This window comes from Eoetvoesiella caeni (assembly GCF_003315175.1).
GTDB lineage: Bacteria > Pseudomonadota > Gammaproteobacteria > Burkholderiales > Burkholderiaceae_B > Eoetvoesia > Eoetvoesia caeni.
In genome coordinates this window covers 1-20,361 of the sequence record NZ_QNRQ01000008.1, presented here as the reverse complement: position 1 = coordinate 20,361, position 20,361 = coordinate 1, and the positions used below count along the sequence as shown (strand labels likewise).

22 protein-coding genes and 2 tRNA genes are annotated in these 20,361 nt (G+C 61.2%); 10 read left to right on the top strand and 14 right to left on the bottom strand.

Translation table 11 applies throughout. The annotated features are described in order from the left end of the window. Positions 1 to 26 precede the first annotated feature (26 nt). The 11 genes from DFR37_RS14520 to DFR37_RS14470 form a co-directional block, all read right to left on the bottom strand. On the bottom strand, positions 27 to 554 hold the full coding sequence (locus DFR37_RS14520; RefSeq protein WP_012205958.1) for a DUF3158 family protein: 528 nt from the start codon (positions 552 to 554) through the stop codon (positions 27 to 29). Then, positions 551 to 1,351 (bottom strand): PFL_4669 family integrating conjugative element protein, encoded by an 801-nt coding sequence (locus DFR37_RS14515; protein ID WP_012205957.1) that lies wholly within the window; start codon positions 1,349 to 1,351, stop codon positions 551 to 553. The genes DFR37_RS14520 and DFR37_RS14515 overlap by 4 nt, the downstream gene beginning before the upstream one ends. Before the next feature lie 317 nt (positions 1,352 to 1,668). After that, a complete protein-coding gene (locus tag DFR37_RS14510; protein WP_034004725.1) occupies positions 1,669 to 2,913 on the bottom strand; it encodes an STY4528 family pathogenicity island replication protein in 1,245 nt (414 codons plus the stop codon). A gap of 3 nt (positions 2,914 to 2,916) precedes the next feature. Next, on the bottom strand, positions 2,917 to 3,477 hold the full coding sequence (locus DFR37_RS14505) for a DUF2857 domain-containing protein (RefSeq protein ID WP_008267477.1): 561 nt from the start codon (positions 3,475 to 3,477) through the stop codon (positions 2,917 to 2,919). Positions 3,478 to 3,492: 15 nt separating this feature from the next. Next, positions 3,493 to 5,085, bottom strand: a complete 1,593-nt coding sequence (locus DFR37_RS14500; protein WP_113934044.1) for a ParB family protein — start codon at positions 5,083 to 5,085, stop codon at positions 3,493 to 3,495. Continuing rightward, complete coding sequence (locus DFR37_RS14495) at positions 5,078 to 5,326, bottom strand: hypothetical protein (RefSeq protein WP_012205954.1); 249 nt, start codon at positions 5,324 to 5,326, stop codon at positions 5,078 to 5,080. The genes DFR37_RS14500 and DFR37_RS14495 overlap by 8 nt, the downstream gene beginning before the upstream one ends. Beyond that, positions 5,310 to 6,185, bottom strand: coding sequence for a ParA family protein (locus DFR37_RS14490; RefSeq protein WP_113934043.1), 876 nt, complete (start codon positions 6,183 to 6,185; stop codon positions 5,310 to 5,312). Before DFR37_RS14490 ends, DFR37_RS14495 begins: the two co-directional genes overlap by 17 nt. A 42-nt stretch (positions 6,186 to 6,227) precedes the next feature. Continuing rightward, positions 6,228 to 6,440 (bottom strand): AlpA family transcriptional regulator, encoded by a 213-nt coding sequence (locus DFR37_RS14485; protein WP_014603611.1) that lies wholly within the window; start codon positions 6,438 to 6,440, stop codon positions 6,228 to 6,230. A 118-nt stretch (positions 6,441 to 6,558) separates the two neighbouring features. Then, positions 6,559 to 7,314, bottom strand: coding sequence for a hypothetical protein (locus tag DFR37_RS14480; RefSeq protein WP_108233275.1), 756 nt, complete (start codon positions 7,312 to 7,314; stop codon positions 6,559 to 6,561). A 564-nt stretch (positions 7,315 to 7,878) separates the two neighbouring features. After that, positions 7,879 to 9,807 carry a tyrosine-type recombinase/integrase gene (locus tag DFR37_RS14475; protein ID WP_113934042.1) on the bottom strand — a complete coding sequence of 643 codons (1,929 nt, stop codon included), beginning with the start codon at positions 9,805 to 9,807 and terminating at the stop codon, positions 7,879 to 7,881. Positions 9,808 to 10,045: 238 nt separating this feature from the next. Then, positions 10,046 to 10,120 (bottom strand) — tRNA-Gly (locus tag DFR37_RS14470). A gap of 222 nt (positions 10,121 to 10,342) precedes the next feature. Here DFR37_RS14470 and trmB point away from each other — a divergent pair. From trmB to thiS, 3 genes are read left to right on the top strand one after another with little or no spacing between them, the layout of a single operon-like run. Continuing rightward, positions 10,343 to 11,089, top strand: a complete 747-nt coding sequence (trmB, locus tag DFR37_RS14465) for a tRNA (guanosine(46)-N7)-methyltransferase TrmB (RefSeq protein WP_113934041.1) — start codon at positions 10,343 to 10,345, stop codon at positions 11,087 to 11,089. A gap of 1 nt (position 11,090) precedes the next feature. Further along, entirely contained in the window at positions 11,091 to 12,032 is a 942-nt protein-coding gene (gene pip, locus DFR37_RS14460; protein ID WP_113934040.1) for a prolyl aminopeptidase, read from the top strand. 17 nt (positions 12,033 to 12,049) lie between these two features. Then, positions 12,050 to 12,250: a sulfur carrier protein ThiS gene (thiS, locus tag DFR37_RS14455; RefSeq protein ID WP_113934039.1), complete on the top strand. Its 201-nt coding sequence runs from the start codon at positions 12,050 to 12,052 to the stop codon at positions 12,248 to 12,250. 134 nt (positions 12,251 to 12,384) lie between these two features. On the opposite strand, the gene ffh is transcribed toward thiS, so the two are convergent. After that, entirely contained in the window at positions 12,385 to 13,800 is a 1,416-nt protein-coding gene (gene ffh / locus DFR37_RS14450) for a signal recognition particle protein (protein ID WP_113934038.1), read from the bottom strand. A 100-nt stretch (positions 13,801 to 13,900) separates the two neighbouring features. Between ffh and DFR37_RS14445 the strand changes: the two genes are divergently transcribed. From DFR37_RS14445 to ampD, 3 genes are read left to right on the top strand one after another with little or no spacing between them, the layout of a single operon-like run. After that, complete coding sequence (locus DFR37_RS14445; protein ID WP_113934037.1) at positions 13,901 to 14,743, top strand: cytochrome C assembly family protein; 843 nt, start codon at positions 13,901 to 13,903, stop codon at positions 14,741 to 14,743. A 1-nt stretch (position 14,744) separates the two neighbouring features. Further along, positions 14,745 to 15,002 carry a PP0621 family protein gene (locus DFR37_RS23020; protein WP_113934036.1) on the top strand — a complete coding sequence of 86 codons (258 nt, stop codon included), beginning with the start codon at positions 14,745 to 14,747 and terminating at the stop codon, positions 15,000 to 15,002. After that, entirely contained in the window at positions 14,999 to 15,583 is a 585-nt protein-coding gene (gene ampD / locus DFR37_RS14435; RefSeq protein WP_113934035.1) for a 1,6-anhydro-N-acetylmuramyl-L-alanine amidase AmpD, read from the top strand. The genes DFR37_RS23020 and ampD overlap by 4 nt, the downstream gene beginning before the upstream one ends. 52 nt (positions 15,584 to 15,635) lie before the next feature. On the opposite strand, the gene htpG is transcribed toward ampD, so the two are convergent. Beyond that, a complete protein-coding gene (gene htpG / locus DFR37_RS14430; protein ID WP_113934034.1) occupies positions 15,636 to 17,546 on the bottom strand; it encodes a molecular chaperone HtpG in 1,911 nt (636 codons plus the stop codon). Positions 17,547 to 17,700: 154 nt separating this feature from the next. Here htpG and DFR37_RS14425 point away from each other — a divergent pair. The 4 genes from DFR37_RS14425 to DFR37_RS14410 all read left to right on the top strand — a co-directional run bounded on the left by DFR37_RS14425 (position 17,701) and on the right by DFR37_RS14410 (position 19,998). Next, positions 17,701 to 17,785, top strand: a tRNA-Leu gene (locus DFR37_RS14425). 232 nt (positions 17,786 to 18,017) lie between these two features. Then, complete coding sequence (locus tag DFR37_RS14420; protein WP_242341873.1) at positions 18,018 to 19,244, top strand: tyrosine-type recombinase/integrase; 1,227 nt, start codon at positions 18,018 to 18,020, stop codon at positions 19,242 to 19,244. A gap of 57 nt (positions 19,245 to 19,301) precedes the next feature. After that, a complete protein-coding gene (locus DFR37_RS14415) occupies positions 19,302 to 19,670 on the top strand; it encodes a type II toxin-antitoxin system RelE/ParE family toxin (RefSeq protein WP_113934032.1) in 369 nt (122 codons plus the stop codon). After that, positions 19,663 to 19,998 carry a helix-turn-helix domain-containing protein gene (locus DFR37_RS14410; RefSeq protein ID WP_113934031.1) on the top strand — a complete coding sequence of 112 codons (336 nt, stop codon included), beginning with the start codon at positions 19,663 to 19,665 and terminating at the stop codon, positions 19,996 to 19,998. The genes DFR37_RS14415 and DFR37_RS14410 overlap by 8 nt, the downstream gene beginning before the upstream one ends. A gap of 2 nt (positions 19,999 to 20,000) precedes the next feature. Here the strand turns inward: DFR37_RS14410 and DFR37_RS14405 are convergent, their stop codons facing one another. Further along, positions 20,001 to 20,240, bottom strand: coding sequence for a helix-turn-helix transcriptional regulator (locus tag DFR37_RS14405; protein WP_113934030.1), 240 nt, complete (start codon positions 20,238 to 20,240; stop codon positions 20,001 to 20,003). Positions 20,241 to 20,361 lie beyond the last annotated feature (121 nt).

Below are 20,361 nucleotides of genomic sequence, written 5' to 3'. Positions count from 1 at the left end.
GGCGCGTACTGGGGTGTCCGATGCCATCACCGATCACGCACTCCAGGTGGGATGGACTTGAGCCGTCGCAGGTAGGCGTCCTCCGCCTTGGCGGCCTTGCTGGCGCACTCCTGGGCCTGCCTGCCCAAGGTGTGCAACAGGCTGATCTGCATGTTCAGCGTGATGCGTTGAAGCTCGATCGCGTGCAGCTCGGCCAGCAGGTTGACCGGCGTGCCGGTGCTCGCCATCAATTCCTGCCACAGGGCTACGCCCATGGCTGAGCGGTCGTGCTTGCGCCAGCGCAAAAACGCCGTGCCTGCGCCCGTGGTCTGCTGGGCCAACTCCACGGGCAGTAGGTGGAAGGGATGCCCGACTGCCTGTTGCAGCACCTGCCGCTGCGCCATGTCAATCAACTCGTCGCGCATGGCGAAACACTGACTGGCCCAGGTCTCAAGATCCCCCTTACCCTTAAAAGGCTTTAAAAGGCCTTTTAGAGAGGCAGCGTGTTCCAGCTTCATGAAGGCAGCCTGTTGCAGGCCCTGGAAGTAGCGGGGTTCGCGGTTCGGATCGCTCATGCCTGCTCGTCCTCGACCTCGCCGGCGCTGACTTCGGGTGCTGCGTCAGTGGCGGGCTCGTCGGTGGTGGCCGCGTCGTTGGGGGCAGGCGCTGCAGCAGGACTCTGAGCACGCTGTTGCAGGCCACGGCGCACGATGGGCGGCGCGAACTTCGAGCGGCGCGTGCCTTCCAGCACGTCCTGGGGCAGTTCGCCGAATTTCTCCAACGCCGCCCGTGCTGCGGCGTTCTTTGACACGAAATCGTCGCGCGTGCAGCCCGAATAGCGGTATTGCTGGGCCAGCGAAAACAGGCTGCGCAGTGCATGGGCGCCCTCGTTAAGCCAGCGCTCCAAGGTGCTGCGGTCGATGAGCGCCGTGTGGTGGGCGAGGATCAGTTTGCGGGCGATGTCGTCGTAGTCGGCCAGCAGATAGACGGCGGCAAAGCCGAGCTGCGCATTGACGAACAGCGGCAACTTGACGGGCTGCACGTTAAGGTTCTCGCCCAGGCTGAGTGCCGGCGGCACGCTCGCCAGTGCCTGATCCACCTGCTCGCGCAGCGATTGCAGCGTGGTCTTGGTCTGGTCGAGCTTGGCCTCGATGCGCAGCATCCACCAATCCGAGTACGGGTCGTCCTGCTCCGAACCGCGCCGCATCTTGTTCATTTGGGCGATGTAGCCGTTCAGGCCGACGATGCCCGGTCGCCCCTCGGCGGCGGCACGGCCATGCCAGATGCGCGAGGCGTGGTGCGTGTGAAGCGTCAGCGACATCGCGCTGCGCAGGGAGCCGAGATTCAGTTGCAGAGGTTCATTGGTTGCCATGGTGTCCGCTCGTTGTGGGAAAAGGAGCGGTCAGCTTCGGCAGGAAGCGGAAGGCAGTCAGTCAACAAACCGAAACCAGCCAGACCCCGGTTCAGCGCGTGGTGGCCGCATGCGGCGCGAGCTATCCCCAGGGGATAGCTCCATGGAGCGCCAACGAACGCTGCACGTCGGGATCAGGACGGGCAACGCCGCTGCTGCGGCAGATGTTCGATGTCAGGTCTGCGACTGCACAGCATCCGCCCCAACGGTGGAACTATCCCCAGGGGATAGCTCTATTGGCATCCATGGGTGTCCACTTCACCGCCTTGCCAGCCTGCTCACTTGCTGGCGAGCAGATCTCGAAGCCGCTCGATGTGCTGCCTGGCGACTTCTGGTGGCACCGGCTTACCCTGCGTTTGGGCCGGCGGTGCGGGTGGTGGCCGTTCGTTTGGTTGAGTGGGTGCCGGTGGCGGGTCTTTCTTTGCCCAGGCATTGAACTCACCGTGGATGGCCCGCTGGATGATGCCGAACAGATACCCTGCGGGATTGCGGATGCCGTGGTTGCTACAACGCGCGGCCCATTCGTCCAGCACGTCCTGCCTCAGCGAGGCATCAACCTGCTGCAATGCCACCTTGGCACCCGCCTGCTGTTCCGCCTTCAGTTGCGCAAAGCGCTTGGGCCATTGCAGATCGCCCAGCGCGCGCGCCTGCGCAGTAGTACGTATTTCATTAATACAACTACTACGTACTGTACGGGCCTGCTTCGGATTCCGAAGAGAGACGTCTGGCGCGGGTTTCGACCCTGCTTCGGAATCCGTAGAGGGGCGTTCGCCATTCCGAAGAAGGCTCGGAGCCCCTTCTTCGGAGTCGTGAATGGCGTCTTCCTGTGGATAACTATCGCTGGCCGTGAGGTCCTGCTTGGCGAGACGTTCGGCCATCACCTGCAACCGTGACGGGAGGGTGCGTCCGGCCAGTAATGGGTCTTCACCGATTTCCTTGAGCGTGTGCAGGCCCACGATCTGCACGGCCTTGGCAGAATGGCCGAGCGCCTGGCTGACGAGTTGCAGGTAGTCCGGGTCGAGCTGCATGGCCTCGAACGGTGTCAAGGGTTCGTCGTGCAGCACGTACAGATTGCCGAGGATGCGGCCGGTTTTGGGGTCACGCCGTCGCCGAACCAGGCTCAGCCAGCGAGTCAGGCGCATCAGTGTCAGCGCCCGTGCCACGGTTTCATGCGAGGCCTGGCCTGCGCAGGGCATGGACGCCAGCCAGGGCCGCAACTGCTCGTAGGTGGGAAATGCGGTTACGCCATCGTCGTTGAGCATCAGCCGGAACACTTGCCAGGCGTTTCGTTCCAGCGGCGTCAAGCGACGGTCGAGGAACAACTTGCGTGGCACCGTCTCGTGCCGGTTGCCACTGAACAGGAAAGCATCGCCGGAGGTGGGCGTGGGCGACTGTGCCGGTGTAGACGCAGGTGCGCTGGGGGCGGGCTTGGGCACAAGGTCTTTTAGCGCAGCATCGAACAGCTCTGCGAGTGCGATGGGGCCTTGGCGTAGGGCTCGTGGTGCGGTGTCGTCCACGGCCATGACTCAAGCCAGTCCCTGATCGACCCAGCTCTTGATCGAGGCCCAGACCACCGACAGAGGCAGCGACATGCCTTCGGCCAAGTCCATGGCGGCATCGAGGATGGAAGTTTCGTCTTCGAGATCGACGGTCCTGCTGTTGGTCACGGCCTTCCATTGCCGCCACAGCTCCGTGTCCTGCTCCTCGTCCAGCACGGGGTGCCGACCCTTCCGTTTGGGCAGACCAAGGATTTCACGGCGAAGAGCCACTTCCTGATGCGTCAAGCCATAGAACTTGCTGACCATCTCCGTGCTCGCGCCCAGCCTGAGCATGCGATCGACTGTGGCGATTTCCTTCTCCACGTCCTGCGCCTGCTGGAGCAGCCGCCGCAGCACTTCGCGGTTGACCGTCACTGAGCACCAGGAGACGTTGGCGTTGGCCAGCACGCTGATCAGCGCGGGATGCTTGAGGGCGTCCAGCTCTGCCTCGCCAAACCCCATCAGTTTGCAGCGGCGCAGTTGCCCATTGCGCAGGTCATAGAGGGCCTGGGCGATGACAGCCTGGTTGAGTGGGTGTGCTGTGGACATGCTGGCCTCCCTCGCTTAGGTTCCAGAGTCCGCAGCGCCGGCTTCGAGATCGAGCAGGCGGCGGGCCAGTCGCAGCAGGCGGAACAGCTTGACCAGCGCGGTGTCGCTCAATCTTCGGGTTACGTCGCCCTGGCCGTACAGCAGCGCCGGCAGGTCGATGACGAGTTGCCCGTTGTCCAGACCGACGTCGGCGGGCTGCTGACCGGCCAGGCAAGCCAACAGCGTATGGACGGCACGGCCCTTTGGCGCCAGGCTTGAGGTATGGGCACGGCAGGCGAAGCCGATACCGTCTGGGCGGTCATCGATGCACTCGCCCAGGTCTGCCTCGACCGCAATCTCGCGGGCGAACTGCGCGACGTGGATGCGCAGGTGCTCGGGTGTGTCCAGGCCGGGGGCGATGTACCAGACATCCGAGATCGGATAGAGCCCGCCAGCCTGCACCGGGATGGACTGCAAGACGTTCGCCGAGAAGTCGCGCGGCAGTGTATCGCCCAACTGGTCGGCGACCATGCGCTGGATGGACTCAAGCCGTTCGGTTGTCGGCGCCGGGGAGACGATGTGCTCTTGAAGCAGGCTGCCATCCGTGTCGCTTTTGCCCGTTGATGGCGTTGCCGCAGGCTTCGCGGCGGGTGGCGCGGTATCGACAGGTGGGCGCGCGATGGCCTCTGGCTCTGGCAAGGCAGGCGGTGTCGAGGGCGGCGTCGGCTCGCTGACCAAGGCACGCTGGCGGCTCTCGGATTCGGTCATGTCCAGAGCGAGCACGTCGTAATCGACGTCCAGCAATTCGGCCATCTGGCCGATCAGTTCGTCCTGTACGCGCTGCGTAGAGAACTCGTCGGCCTGGACATCGAATTGCGACAGCACTTCCTGAAAGAACTCGTCGAAGTCCTGAACCAGTGAGCGGCCTTTGGCGTAATGCTCCCAGGTGCGCTCGCAGGCCTTGCGCATGACCGACAACCGCTCGACCTGGTGACGCCCCAGGCCGGCGTAGAGCACGGTCGGGATTGCGGGCAGCAGGTAGCGTACGGCGTCGGCCATCCGGCTGATGTGCGATTGCTGCACGGGGTATCCGTCGGCGGCCAGGCGGCGAGCCAGCTCGGACTGGCTCAGGGTGGAGCGGATTTCCAGTTCGTAGAACTCGCGCGCTTTCTCGACGCCCAAAGCGCGCTCGATGAAGGTGAGGCCACCGCGCAGTTCGTTTTCCGCAAGATGCCCGGTGAGCGCGACGATCTCACCACGCTCGGGCCACGGGCGGAACAGGCATGAGACCCGAAAAAAGCGTTCGTCCTTGGTCTCCGACCAGAGTTCGCGCAGGATTGCCAGTCGCGTGTTGCCGCCATTGCGGATGATGTAGTGATCGTCGCCGGGCCGCCGGGTGATGGCCGGAGCCGCGTCCAGGCCACGCTTGCGGATGGATGCCTTGATTTCCTCGTACACCGGATTGCGCTTCTTGCGCGGGTCGTGGTCGTAGGGGTGCAACTGGTCGAGCGTCACGACCATGGGCGTGTCGGCGATCGGGTCGCTCAAGGTCGTTGCTGACGGGCCGCTGCGCTCGAACCCGGACGCAAGCAGTTTGCCGGCCATCTGCTGGGAGGTGATCTCAGTCATGGCCGCCTCCCTGCGCTTGGGATCGGGTCTCGCGCTCGGCACGACGGATCTGCGCACGGGCGTTGAGGGCTGCCCGGTGATCGCTGGCCGTCGAACTGGTGTAGATCGCGGCGCAGCCTGCCTTGGTGAACTTGAGGTGACCGCCCGCCGTGCGCTTGACGTGCCAGCCTTCGCCGACGGCGAACTCGATCAGGGCGCGCAGCCGGCTGTGGCCTCGGGCCAGTTCATGTGCGTTGGCCATGGGGCCTCCTGGTATCAAGAGGCTGTGGCGGACGGCCGGACACTGCGGCAAATCGATCCTGCCACTGCGGGAGCAATTCGCCGGCAAGATCGCGCATGGTGGCGAGCGCGGCGGGAGCGACTCTGCCCACTGGCTGGCGGTACTCGACCCGATGCACCGGCAGACCGCGCGTCGCGGCACGCGGATAAGCCTCAATGGCCGGCACGTCGGTGGCCAGAACCCGAATGCCGGTGTGGCCCTGGAACAGATCGCGCAGCGCCTGCTGGATCAGACGGGCGTTGGCGGACACCGGATGGACGCGGTTGATGAGCAGGTGCAGCGGCGGCGGCTCGATACCCAGCTGCCGGTACGGCGCAATGTCCTCCAGCAACTGCATGGTGCCGCGCCGCAGTTCGCGGGCGGCGAGGATTTCCGGGGTCACTGGCGACAGCGCGAGGTCGGAGGCCAGCACCGCCATCTCCAGCAGCACCGAGCGCGCGCCCTGGGTGTCGATCAGCACCAGGTCGTAGAGGGGGTTCAGTATCGGCAGCAGGTGCCGCAGCCGCAGTCGCCCGTCTGGCGCGTGCAGCAGCAAAGTGTTCAGTTCGCCTCGGTGGTCGTTGGAGAGCACCAAGTCCAGGCCCGCGATGATCGTGCGGGACACAAGCTGGCCAAGGTCACGCTCGTTGAAGGCCAGCAATTCATAGATACCGCCCGGCGCACGATGGGCCAGCTCGTAGTAGGAGGACAAGGTGGGCTGCACATCAAGATCGAGCAACAGCACGCGCAGCCCGGCGTCCGCAGCGAGACCGCCCAGGTTTGCGGCCGTGGTGGTCTTGCCGACCCCGCCTTTGGTTGAAATGATGGATACGACCTGCATGGCGTTCTCCGTGTCAGGATGGAAAGTCCGCGGGAGAACGGGTCAGGCCCTGTTGTTGACGCGCTCGTCGATCCACTGATCGATTTCGATGGAGTCCCAGCCCACGGCGCGCACGCCCAGACGCAGCGCCTGCGGGAACTGGCGTTTCTTCATCAGGTTGTAGATGTGGGCGCGCTTGAAACCGGATTTCGCTTCGACTTCTTCCAGGCGCAGGATGCGGCGCTCGTTTGGCTGCAGTACAGGTGTTTGCGACATGGCGGTCACTCCTGAACGCTCAGTGGCGTTTGTTGGCGTGACCTCTATTCAATAGACACGGCTGCGAAAAGACATTGCAAATGCAATCTCCGCGACTGCACATACAAGCTGGCAAATCTCAGCGGGAGGCGCTACGCAGCCGGCGCCTGGCGGTGGCGAACTTGCCGTTCAATGTCCGCTCCGCGATGCCCATGGCACCGCTGTGATGGGCGACCAGCGCGCTGACCACGGCCTCCTGCGTCTTGAAGCTGGAGTACGGCGTGCCCGATGGCGACTGGCCGAGCATCAGCTCCAACAGGCCGCCAACGATGTTCAGGTAGGTGGCCTCGGCTCGATCACTGATCGGACACTGCGCGCATGCCGGAATCACCGTGGGCTGCTTGAGCAGCGCGTCATGCTTGTCCTGCAACTCGCGAAGCTGACGTTTGGTCTGTTCCAGGACGGATTTCAAAGCCTGGCGTTCGACCAGCATGGCTTGCCCTGTTTCCAGAGAGATGAAGGGATGGGTGATGCGCTCGCCGCGGGAGAAGAGAAAGCCGGGCCGCTGCTCGGGGTAGTGCTGGCGCATCCAGCACTTCAGATCGACATGACGTACCGTCAGATCAGGCGATTCGATCAACGCGGTGTCGCGTGTCGTGATGCCATGCTGCCCGAAGGGCAGTTCCCCGTTGAGGATGCCGTCATAGATGCGGTCGGTGTACAGCCGCAGTTCGCCCAAACGCGGGCAGTCCAGCGACTGCGGCAGATCCATAGGCGACGAGACCGAAGCCAGGATCACCTGCTCGTATCGCAGCAGTCCGGCCCAGCGGATGGACGCTTCGAGCGGGCGGTAGAACACCTTTGATGTTGGTGCATCATTTTTGTTCTCGTGCATGCTCCGTCTCCTTCCAGGAGAAGAACTACAGGGCCGACTGCTTTTGCAGCCGTCCTCATGGTCGGCCTGTTGTCCGCGCAAGACGCGAGTGATGACGCCCGCTTTTGATGACTTCTGATCAGTTCGCGCAACGAGTAGGCGTTGTGTGCTCGATGTGCAAAAATCCATCGGGCACAAGAAAACCGAGCGTCTGTCGCGGCTCGACAGTGACGCTTGCGCTATCAGGATCGTGAGAAGTGGCTGCTCTCGCAAAACCGTATCGGTATGGTCTGATGCGCCAGCGGTTTCAAAAAGCGGCGAACGCTCGGAATCTATTGATCGGGGCTTGAGATTGGCAACGAAAATCCGCTGGTGTCATATCCGATCGAGATACTGATATAGCGAGATAGCATTACCGAGAAGTCGCCTATGGTGACTGCCGAGCGCTGATCCGACGCTAAACGCTGCCTGCCAAAACGTGGAAATTGCGAGTTGGCCGCGCAGAAGACGGATGGGCGGCCATGCGAAGCGATCGACGTTCCCTCCTTTGACCTTGACCGGACGGTGCTGCCGCCCGGCCTCAGCTCAACGGGCGACGGGATCTTCGGGCATATCAACCAACATTGCCGTTTTTACCAGGCGCTCTACAGTCTGCCTGGCCAGCACCGGAGACGCCTCCGATTGCTCTGCAAGCTCATCGGTTTCTATGGCATGTGCGGCGACCAGTCGAGCTGCAAGATGCAGGTTGGTCGGATCGACGGCCTCGATGACTGGACACTTGCCCAGGGCATCGTATGGCCGCAGCAGTGCGTGATAGATGTGCCAGGTGTCGATACCGCGCGGCACCAGCTTCAGGACAGCCTGAATCAGCTTGCGCTTGATGGGGTCGAGTTGCCAGTCCGGGACGCGCTGCCCACGGTGACCCAGATGGATCGACAGGAGATTGCCGGCCTGAATCTCGTAAGTGATCCAGCGGCGGGACTTGCCAACCAGCTTGGCGTAATCGGCCACCGACAGGTTGTGGGATGCCTCGAATATCTCCAGCAATTGCAAGCGCTCGCGCTGCACCTCTGACAGCGTGGGTCGCGCGTACTCGGGCAGATGCACCGCCGAAAGTCGATAGACGGAAGCTGGAACCGCTGGTGCATCGGGTGCAGGCGCAACGATCAACTGAGGGGCGTTTGGATTCAGGGCGGGCGGCTGCGCTGCCGCCTGTCCGGCGATTGTGGGCAGGCCCTGCAACGTGATGGTCAAGTGCGTGCTGGCAACTTCGACCTGATTCTGCTCGAACAAGTCCAGCCGGTCGGCCCAGTCCTGCATCATGACGCGGCGTTGCTCGACGTACTCGGCGTGGTTGTAGGTCGCGCTGATCCGATCCGGATCGGCATGCGAAAGTTGGGCGTCTACCCACTTGGGCGGATACCCCAATTCATTGAGCGCAGTCGAGATGGTGGCGCGAACGCCATGCCCAGTGAGTTGGTCTTCATAGCCCATACGCTTGAGCGCGCCATTGAGCGTGTTCTCGCTCAGAGGGTTTTTCAGGCACCAATCACCGGGGATGAGATACACCTGTGCTGGCTTCAGATTTCCCAGCAAATGACGAACGACCTCTTGTGCCTGCAACGACAGTGGCACGATGTATGGCGGGATGTCGGCGAAACGCTGGCGCTTCTTCTTGGTGAGCTGCTTGCGTTGCTTGAGCCTGACAACCGGGATGATCCACAGACCGCGCTCCAGATCAAACTGATCGGGCGTGGCGTAGCGCAATTCACCGGTGCGCACGCCCGTGAGCAGCAGCAGACGTAGACCCAGTTGCGTATTCAGGCGACCGCTGTACTTGCGCAACGTCTGCAGCATTGCCGGCAGCTCGGGCATGCGCAAAAAGGGATTGTTCTCCACCGGGGGCAGCGGCATCGCCACCACGTCCAAATCCTTGGCCGGGTTGTCGCCCATGTTGGGCACCACCACCGAGGCGTAGGTGAATAGCTGGCTGAACCAGGTGCGCAGCTTCTCGGCCACCGACAGCGAGCCACGCTTTTCCACTCTGCCGATGATGTCCAGCAGGTGGGCGCGGGTGACGTCGTAGATGGTCAGGTGGCGCAATACGGGAAACACGTCCTTGGCGAAGACGCGCCCGATCTGCTTGGGCGTACTTTGGCGGCCCTCATTTTCCAGAGAGAGGCTGCGGTGGGCCAGCCATTTGTCGTAGATGGCCTGGAAGGTGTGCTCGCCCGCCAGGACGATGGCGTGGCGCTTGCGCTTGCGCTCCGAATGCGGGTTGATGCCCTTGACCAGTATGGCCCGGGCCTCGTCGCGCAGATTGCGAGCGTCTTTCAGGGAAAGCGCCGGATAGCCGCCAAAGGTGATGCGCTCACGCTTGCCCAGCCAGGAATAGCGGAAGTGCCATACCTTGCTGCCGATGGCGGAGACGTAGAGGTAAAGGCCGTCGAAATCGGCAAGCGAGTACGGCTTGCCGGTGGCCTTGGCTTGCCGAGCCATGAGGTCCGAGAGCATATGTCCAACTCCAGAAGGCGAGTTGAATGCAATCGTTCTCTTCTAGCGCCAGCTCCTCCAGCAACAATGCGGATTGGGAACCTCGCACATTGTTTGGGCCACTTTTTGTACCAGTTTGGGCCGGTTGTCAGTGGTTCTCGCTGGATGTCAGTGGATCGATGTTTGGTGAAAATCATCAATCATGACAACGACTTGCGGCGTTCCATGGCGTTCGGTGAAAGTCCCTGGAAAGTCGAAGTGGAGCGGGTGAACGGAATCGAACCGTCGTCTTTTGCTTGGGAAGCAAAGGTAATGACCATTATACGACACCCGCCTGGGCTGAAATCGCCGCAGCAATGCTGCTTTGTGATGTTGCAGAGCACGAAATTATAGCGCGTACTTGGCAAACTCACACGGGCGTCGGAAGTCGGCTTTCCAGGCGCCCGCGCCGCTCTCACTTGGGCATTGGAGGACACGTCGCCGCAAGATGTACGCGTGCTGGCCTGGCAGCGTCGCGGCAGCGGAGCGATACCACCGGCTATCTTATAATTCGTCCATGACGAATACTCCCTCCTCCCAGAACCCGGACATAACGGCCGGCATGGAAGCCGCCGAGGCTCCCAAACCACATCCCGGCAGCGCCCATATCCGCAGCTTCGTGCATCGGCGCAGCCACATTACGCCCAGGCAGCAAGTTGCGCTGGACGAGCTGTTGCCCAAATGGTCCGTGGCCTATCGCCCGGCGCTGTTGAACCTGGAGCAGGCCTTTGGCCGCAGCGCCCCCACGGTGCTGGAAATTGGGTTCGGCATGGGCGAGACCACTGAAAAGATTGCGCTGGCCCGGCCGCAAGACAACTTCCTGGGCGTCGAGGTGTTCAATGCCGGCGTGGGCGCGCTGCTGCAGCGCATTGAAACGTCCCAGTTGCAGAACATCCGCATCATTCAGCACGACGCCGTGGAAGTGGCGCGCGACATGATTGCGCCGGACTCGCTGGCGGGCGTGCACATATACTTTCCCGACCCCTGGCCCAAGCTGCGCCACCACAAGCGGCGCCTGGTCCAGCCGGCGTTCATTCAACTGCTGGCCAGCCGCATCAAGCCGGGCGGCTATATCCATTGCGCCACCGACTGGGAAAATTACGCCGAACAAATGGTGGCTGTGCTGGGCGGCGAGCCCAGCCTGGTCAATACCTGCGAAGGTTATGCGCCGCGCCCGGACTTCCGCCCGCAAACCAAGTTCGAGACCCGCGGCCTGCGCCTTGGCCACGGCGTGTGGGACCTTATCTTCAAGCGCCGCGCCTGATATGTATCCTGCCATCCAACCCTACCGCCAGGGCTTTCTGCAAACGGACGACGGCCACCAAGTCTATTGGGAGCTTTGCGGCAACCCTGAAGGCAAGCCCGCCATTTTCCTGCATGGCGGCCCGGGCAGCGGCTGTTCGCCCACGCACCGGCGCCTGTTCGACCCGCAGCGATATAACGTTTTGCTGTTCGACCAGCGCGGCTGCGGGCGCTCCACCCCCCATGCCAGCCTGGAAAACAACACAACCTGGCATCTGGTTGCGGATATCGAACGCCTGCGCACCGAAGTGCTGGCGGCCGAGCAAATGCTGGTCTTCGGCGGTTCGTGGGGCTCAACGCTGGCGCTGGCCTATGCGCAGACCCATCCCGAACGCGTCAGCGCGCTGATCGTGCGCGGCATTTTCACGGTAAGGCAGGCCGAGCTGAAATGGTTCTACCAGGAAGGCGCTTCGTGGCTGTTTCCAGACGCCTGGGAAGGCTACCTGGCCCCCATTCCGCCGGAAGAGCGCGACGACCTGATTGCCGCCTACCGCAAGCGCCTGGTCTCGCCCGACGGCGCCATGCAACTGCAGGCGGCGCATGCCTGGAGCCAATGGGAAGACAGCACCATCACCCTGCTGCCCAGCGAAAAGCACCGCCAGTCGCACGTCAGCGACGCGGCGGCCTTGGCCTTTGCCCGCATCGAGAATCATTATTTCGTGCACAAAGGCTTCATGGAAGAAGGCCAGTTGCTGCGCGACGCGCATAAGCTGAGCGGCATACCGGGCGTTATCGTGCAAGGCAGGTACGATGCCTGCACCCCCGCCAAAACCGCATGGGAACTGCACAAAGCCTGGCCGCGCGCCGAATTCCACCTGGTCGACAATGCCGGCCATGCCTTCGACGAACCCGGCAACCTGGCCCAACTGCTGGCGGCAACCGACAAATTCGCCGGCCAGCCCTAGAACCCAAAGAGTACGCCATGAACATCACGCTTAACGGCAAGCCGCACAACTGCGGCCAAGCCCGCACCATCCAGGACCTGATCGCCATGCTAGGCTATACCGGCAAACGCATTGCCGTCGAACGCAACGGCGACATCGTTCCCAAAAGCCAGCATGCGCAGGCCGAACTGGCCGAAAACGACGCCATAGAAATCGTGGTGGCCGTGGGCGGAGGCTAAGCACCGCGCCGCCTAGCCGCCACTTCGGCCCAAGCCACAGGGCCACAAAAAAACCGGCGCTCCCAAAAGAGCGCCGGTTTTTTTATTGAGAAGGTGCAAACTGCTGCAAAGGCAAACAGCACCTTAAAACACGCCTAGCGCATGCCGCCAAAGCCGCCCTTGCCCATGCCTTTAAGCCCGCCCATGGCGCGCATCATCTTGGCCATGCCGCCTTTTTTCATCATCTTCATCATGCCCTGCATCTGCTCGAACTGAGTCAGCATGCGGTTCACCTCTTGCACCGGCACGCCGGCGCCTGTGGCAATGCGCCGCTTGCGCGAAGCCTTCAGCAATTCGGGCTTGGCGCGTTCGGCCGGCGTCATGGAATTGAGTATGCCTTCGGTGCGGCGCAACTGCTTTTCAGCCTGGCCGCCCTGCAGCTGGCTGGCCGCCTGCGAAAACTGCGCCGGCAGCTTTTCAAGCATAGAACCCATGTCGCCCATTTTCTTGACCTGCTGCAACTGGTCGCGGAAATCGTTCAGGTCGAACTTGTTGCCCGACTTGATCTTGGCTGCCAGCTTTTGGGCTTCGGCCATGTCGACGTTCTTTTGCGCCTGCTCGACCAGCGAAACAATATCGCCCATGCCCAGCACCCGCTGCGCCATGCGCTCTGGATGAAACGGCTCGAAGCCGTCGAGCTTTTCGGACATGCCCACGAACTTCAGCGGCTTACCCGTAACGTGGCGCACCGACAGCGCCGCGCCCCCGCGCGAGTCGCCGTCCAGCTTGGTCAGCACCACTCCGGTCAGCGGCAAGGCGTCGGCAAACGCCTTGGCCACATTGACGGCGTCCTGGCCCTGCATGGCGTCGACCACGAACAAGGTCTCGATAGGATCAAGCAAGCCATGCAGTTCGCGGATCTCCAGCATCATGGCTTCGTCTATGCCCAGGCGGCCCGCCGTATCGACAATAAGCACATCGTAATGATGGCGCTTGGCATGGTCCAGCGCCGCGCGCGCGATATCGGCCGGCTTTTGCGACGAATCAGAAGGCAGGAAATCCACGCCCACCTGGCCGGCCACCGTCTTCAACTGCTCGATAGCGGCGGGGCGGTAAACGTCGGCGCTGACGACCAGCACTTTTTTCTTGCCTGTTTTGCGGCCCTGCTGCACGTGGCCGCCTTCGCTAAGCCACTTGGCCAGCTTGCCGGTGGTGGTGGTTTTACCCGCCCCTTGCAAACCCGCCATCAAGATGACAGCCGGCGGCTGCGTGGCCAGCGAAAGCTCGCTGCCCTCGGCGCCCTGGTCGCCACCCATCAGCACGGTCAGTTCTTTGTGCACCACGCCCACCAGCGCCTGGCCCGGATTCAGGCTGCCGGCCACCTCTTGGCCCAGGGCGCGCTCTTTGACGCGGGCCACGAAGTCGCGCACTACGGGCAGCGCCACGTCGGCTTCCAGCAAGGCCAGCCGCACTTCGCGCAGCATGTCCTGGGTATTGGATTCGGTAAGGCGCGCTTCGCCACGCATCGTCTTGACGACACGCGACAGGCGCTGGGTAAGATTTTCAAGCATGTCGATGGTTTCGCTTAAACTAGTTGGTATAACTGGATACGGTCTAAAATGCCGTGATCAGGGCATTATGCCCCGTCTGTCCCATTTGAACTCAAGGACTATGTCTGCTGACATTGTATTTCACTCGCTGGCTGCGCTGGCCTACGCCATTTTAGGCGTAGCGCTATGGCGCCCTTTGATCAAGAACGGCCCCCAGGCCAAAACCGGCCATATCCAGCGCGTTTGCCTGCTGGGCGCCATAGTTTTGCATGCCATAGCGGTAGAACGCGCCGTGCTGCATGGCGGCCACCTGCACCTGGGCTGGGCGCTGGCGCTTTCGGTCGCCATCTGGCTGGGCATGATTGTATTCTGGCTTGAAAGCCTGGCCCAGCGCATCGACGGATTGTTGCTTATTTTACTTCCCGCAGCGACCCTGGTTACGGTTTTGGCGGCCTTGTTCCCCCATACCCATTTAATCGACCACGCCAACAACGAATGGCTGCGCACCCACCTGATCATCGCCTTCATTGCCTATGGGCTTATCACCATAGCCGCACTGCAAGCCATGCTGATGGCCATGCTCGACCGCTACCTGCACCGCCCCGTCGAACAGGCCGAACACCGCAGCGGCATCAGCCGCGCGCTGGAATCCCTGCCGCCCCTGCTGGTACAGGAACACATCCTGTTCAGGCTGATCTGGTTCGGCTTCATCATGCTGACGCTTACCATCATTACCGGGTCCATTGTTTCCCTGGGCATCAGCCACGCCATCCTGCCCATGGACCACAAAACCATCTTCACACTGCTGGCCTGGATAACCTTCGGCGTGCTGCTGCTGGGCCGCTACGCCCGCGGCTGGCGCGGGCGCCAGGCCTTACGCTGGACCCTGGTGGGCTTTGCTTTTGTCATGCTGGCCTATACAGGCAGCCGGTTTGTGCTGGACGTTATATTGCAACGAGGCTAATGTGGGAAAGATCGTATTCTGGATCGTGGTAATCATAGGCGGCCTGTTCGTTGCACGCCTGCTGGCCCGCCAGGCCGCCAAAGAAGACCAGCCGCGCGTGCCGCCGCTGGCGCCCAGCAAAAACAAGGCCGCCGCTACCCCCGAAGCCATGGTGCGCTGCGCCCATTGCGGCATACACATGCCGCGCTCTGAAGCCCTGCTGGTAAACGGCCAGACCTGGTGCAGCAAAGACCACGCCAAACTAGGAGTCCACCAATGAGCGGACTGGTGCTGGACAGACAAGGCTGGCTTAGACCCCATGCCGGGGTCTTGCTGGCGCCATCGCCCAATTGCGACGCCCGGCCGCGCTCGGTCGAGCCCACCCTGCTGGTCATCCACAACATAAGCCTGCCGCCCGGCCAGTTCGGCGGCCCCGAAATCGTCGACTTCTTCCAGAACCGGCTGGACTACAGCAGCCACCCCTGGCTGGAATGCCTGCGAGGCATGACGGTTGCCGCGCACTTTCTTATACGCCGCGATGGCCAGATCGTTCAGTTCGTCGCCACCGGCGACCGCGCCTGGCACGCCGGCGTGTCCAGCTTCAAAGGGCGCGAACGCTGCAACGACTTTTCCATAGGCATCGAGCTGGAAGGCACCGACACCGAACCCTATTGCGACGAACAATACAGCGCCCTTAAAAGCCTGACTCGCGCCCTGCGCGCACGCCACAACCTAAGCGCCGTGCGCGGCCACGAACACATAGCCCCCAAGCGCAAGACCGACCCCGGCCCCAAATTCCACTGGCGGCGCTACGCGCGCGAAAGCCAGTGGCTGCTGCGCGAGCTGCCGCCACTGGCTTAGGTTCAAGCGTTGATTGAACAACTCCGGCCGCAAGGCCGGAGCCGTTGCGCGACTAGCCCTTCAACAACAAGCTGTTCAGGCGCTTAACAAACGCCGCCGAATCGGCCAACTGCGCGCCTTCGGCCAGCATGGACTGGTCTAGCAGCAATAAGGCCCACTCGCCGAAGTCCGCGTCCGAAGCCTCTTGGATACGGCCCAGTAACGCGTGTTCCGGGTTAATTTCCAGTATAGGCTTGACCTGCGGCGCCTCTTGCCCGGCCGCCTGCAACATGCGCAGCAAATGCGGGCTAAGCTCGTTGGCATCCACCACCACGCAAGCTGGCGAATCCACCAGGCGCACCGTAACGCGCACATCTTTTACCTTGTCGCCCAAGGCCGTCTTCAAGCGCTCGACCAGCGGCTTGAACTTCTCGGCCGCCTCGGTCTGGTGCTTCTTCTCTTCCTCGTCGGCCAGTTGGTCAAGATCCAGTCCGCCCTTGGCAATCGACACCAGCGTCTTGCCCTCGAAATCGCGCAGGAATGACAACATCCATTCGTCTACGCGATCAGACAACACCAGCACTTCAAGCCCCTTCTTGCGGAAGATCTCCAGGTGCGGACTATTGCTGGCGGCGGCATAGGACTCGGCGCTGACATAGTAAATCTTGTCCTGCCCTTCCTTCATGCGCCCAACATAATCGGCCAGCGAAGCCGTTTGCGCCGCGCCTTCGCCCTGCGTCGTCGCAAAGCGCAGCAGCTTGGCAATACGGTCTTTATTGGCCGCATCTTCGCCCACGCCTTCCTTCAGCACCTGGCCGAACTGCTCCCAGAATGCCGCGTACTGCTCGGGCTTGTTCTCGGCCAAATCTTCCAGCAGCGACAGCACCCGCTTGGCCGAACCTTCCCGAATAACCCGCACATCGCGGCTTTCTTGAAGGATTTCACGCGACACATTCAGCGGCAAATCGGCCGAATCAATCACCCCGCGCACAAAACGCAGGTACATCGGCAGCAATTGTTCGGCGTCGTCCATAATGAATACGCGCTTCACATACAGCTTCACCCCGCGCTTGCCCTCGCGGTCCCACAGGTCCATGGGCGCGTGCTTGGGCAAAAACAGCAATTGCGTATATTCGCTGCGGCCTTCCACCCGATTGTGCGTCCAGGCCAAAGGATCGTCGTAATCGTGCGCAATATGCTTGTAGAACTCCTGGTACTGCTCGTCAGTAATGTCCGATTTCGGGCGCGTCCACAGCGCATTGGCCTGGTTAACCGTTTCCCATTCCGTAGTCTTGACCTGGGCCGACTTTTCTTCGTTCCACTCTTCCTTCAGCATCTGCACCGGCAAGGAAATATGGTCCGAATAACGGCGCAGCACCTCGCGCAGCTTCCAGCCGCTAAGGAAATCGTCCTCGCCTTCGCGCAGATGCAGCGTAACCGACGTGCCCCGGTCGGCCTTTTCAACCTGAGTTACCGAAAACTCGCCCTGTCCGTCCGATTCCCACAGCACCGCGTCGGTGGCTTCTGCGTCGGCACGCCGGCTAAGCACCGAAACCTTGTCGGCAACAATAAACGAAGAATAAAACCCAACCCCAAACTGGCCGATCAGATTCGCGTCCTTCTTGTTGTCGCCCGTAAGCTTGGAGAAAAACTCCTTCGTGCCCGAACGCGCAATCGTGCCAAGATTAGAGATAGCCTCTTCGCGCGACAGCCCGATACCATTGTCAGAAACTGTAACCGTGCGCTTGTCCGCGTCAAATTCCACGCGAATCCGCAAATCCGTATCGCCCTGCATCAGGTCGGGCTGGTCAATAGCCTCGAAGCGCAGCTTGTCGCACGCGTCCGACGCGTTGGAGACCAGCTCGCGCAGGAAAATTTCCTTGTTGCTGTACAGCGAATGGATCATCAAATGCAGCAACTGCTTGACTTCAGCCTGAAAACCCAGCGTTTCAGAAGATAGAGTGGATGGTTCTGCTTGCGTCATAATCAATTCACATAAAAGAAGTTGAAACAATAAAGGGCCGGCACCCTTCGAGCTTATCGTTTGAACAATGGGGGCAAAGCACGTTTTTTCAAGTAGCGTATAATGACGCTCTTTCTACCCGCTTTGGAGTTCTTCAAAGCGATCTGCTTGATATGCCCGGGTGGTGAAATTGGTAGACGCAGGGGACTCAAAATCCCCCGCCGCAAGGCGTGCCGGTTCGATTCCGGCCCCGGGCACCAACGGCTTGTTCCAAACAGGTTCAAGTTGCACCAAATTCTCAAAAAAATCATGCGGTTAGGTTGAAAACTTAACCCATGAAGTTCCATCAAGTTTCAGCAAATCCCAACGTTGCGTGCCCCCCAAGGTGTACCCTAGACTGGTTGTACCCAGTTTTCTTTTTGCAGGGGTACACCTATGGGATTCCTGACTGACCTTAAAATCCGCACCCTCTCGCCCAGCACCAAAGAACAGATGCTGAATGACGGCGATGGCCTCTACCTGCGCGTGCGCGCATCCAGCAAAAATTGGCTCTATCGGTACAAATCCGGTACGAAACAAATCAAGATCGGCTTAGGCGCCTACCCAACGATCACCCTCGCAATGGCACGCGAACTCACCAGAGAGGCGAACACACTGCGCGCTCAAGGCATCGACCCGCAAGACGCCCGACGAGAGCAGCAAGAGCAAGCCAAAATCGCGAAGATGAATACTTTCGAGCTGATGGCGCGCGCCTGGCTCGAAAGTGCCAGCAAAGATCGCGTCTGGTCTGCCGGCTACAAAAGCAAGGTCACTCGTCATCTGGAGATTCATGTATTCCCGTGGGTGGGTGACAAGGCGATGGAGGCTATCAGGCCCCCAGAAATCGTTCGATGCCTGCATCGCATCAAGGATCGCGGCAACCTGGAAACGGCACAGCGTGTCCGCGAGGCCGTCCAGCACGTCTATCAGTACGCTGTGGATACCGGCGTACTGGAACCGGCCCAGAATTTCGTCAACAACCGCACAGGCGGCTTGCCAACACCACGCGGCCGCCACTACGCCGCCATCACTGACCCGCAGCTACTGGGCCAGCTTTTGAGGGATATGCGCGCCTACTCCGGCAACTTCATTTCCGTTGCCGCCCTGCGCTTGGCCCCCATGGTCTTCCAGCGGCCCGGCCAGCTGCGCTTGGCTCATTGGGAAGATGTCGATCTCAAAAAGGGATTGTGGCGCTGCCCGCCAGAGAACATGAAAATGCGCGAATGGCAGAAACGCGATAGCCGCACCCCTGCGCATATCGTGCCCCTGTCACGCCAGGCGCGACGGATTCTAGAGGATCTGCTGCCGATTACCGGCCCCTCCGGCCCTGTGTTCCCCAACATGGCCAGGCGCTCTGACAAGTCACGCTACATCAGCGAAAACACGATCAACTCGGCTTTGCGCACACTGGGGTACGACACCAAAGAACAGATCACAGGCCATGGATTTCGTGCCACCGCGCGCACGATGATCCGCGAGTATCTCGGTTGGGAGCCTGATGTCATCGAACGCCACCTGGCGCACGTATCGAAAGAAGAACTGGGCGCCAGCTACGACCGCGCCACCTTCTTGGCTCAGCGCAAGGTGATGGTGCAGCAATGGGCGGATTTTCTGGACCAACTGGAAGCGGGAAAGATGCCCAAGCTTGCGGAAAACGTCCTCTGGCTCAAGCGGGCGTAGCCTACGCCTACTTGCGTTCACCAGCAGTCCGAAACATCCCAGAAATGGTATATTGACATGAAGCCTTCCTCCATAAAACCGCTCTTCTGGCTTGGCAGCAGCAAGAAAGACCTGTTGGCTCTGCCGGTGGCCGTACGAAAGCTCTTCGGCCATGCGCTCGACACTGCCCAGCGCGGCGAACAGCACGAAGCAGCGAAAGTGCTAAAGGGCTTTGGCAGTGCTGGCGTACTAGAAATTGTCGAAGACGATACTGGCGGCACTTACCGGACTGTCTACACCGTGCGTTTCGCTGAAGCGATATTCGTGTTGCACGTCTTTCAAAAGAAGAGCAAGCGAGGTATCGAAACGCCCAAGCCGGATATGGACATCGTCCGTCAGCGCATGAAAGCCGCTGCGATCGTCGCACAGGAGTTGAGAAATGAGTAAACGCATTGTCGAAGGGATTGAGGTCGAAGCCAGTTCGGGTAACGTGTTTGCCGACCTGGGCCTGCCCGATGCCGACAAACTCCAGATCAAGTCTGGGCTGACCGTAGAAATTGCCAAAGCCATTCGCGAGCGCGGATTGACCCAGGCCGAAGCGGCAAAGCGCATGGGCCTGACCCAACCCAAGGTATCGAGTCTGCTGCGCGGCGAGTTCTCGAACTTCTCCGAACGCAAACTGATGGATTGTCTGAACCGCCTGGGCTACGACATCGAAATTCGTGTGCGCGAGACAGCAGAGCCAATCGGCCACCTGGTGTTGACCCACGCCTAAGCCTATGACTGGGACGTGGCCGCTGCAACACGCCTGACACGGCCACCAGCGGAGCTGGTTTCCTTCACACAATGGGTTAGTGGCCGATAGCTCACCGGATCTTCGATCCATTCCAATAATGCCGCGCGCCGCCATCCCTTAGCTCGTCCACCGAGCGATACAGGAGCGGGAAAATCCCCTGATGCAATACGACGGTAAAGACTTGAACGGCTCAAGGCTGTAATCCGTAACACGTCCGCCATGCGGTAAAAGGCTGGTTCAGGCTGGCTGTTCAGCGACAATTAACTTGACCGGTCAGCGACAACTATCTTGGCCGGTTGATCTGATAGGGTTCGACACTGCAAATCGGAGGATGCGCGGTGT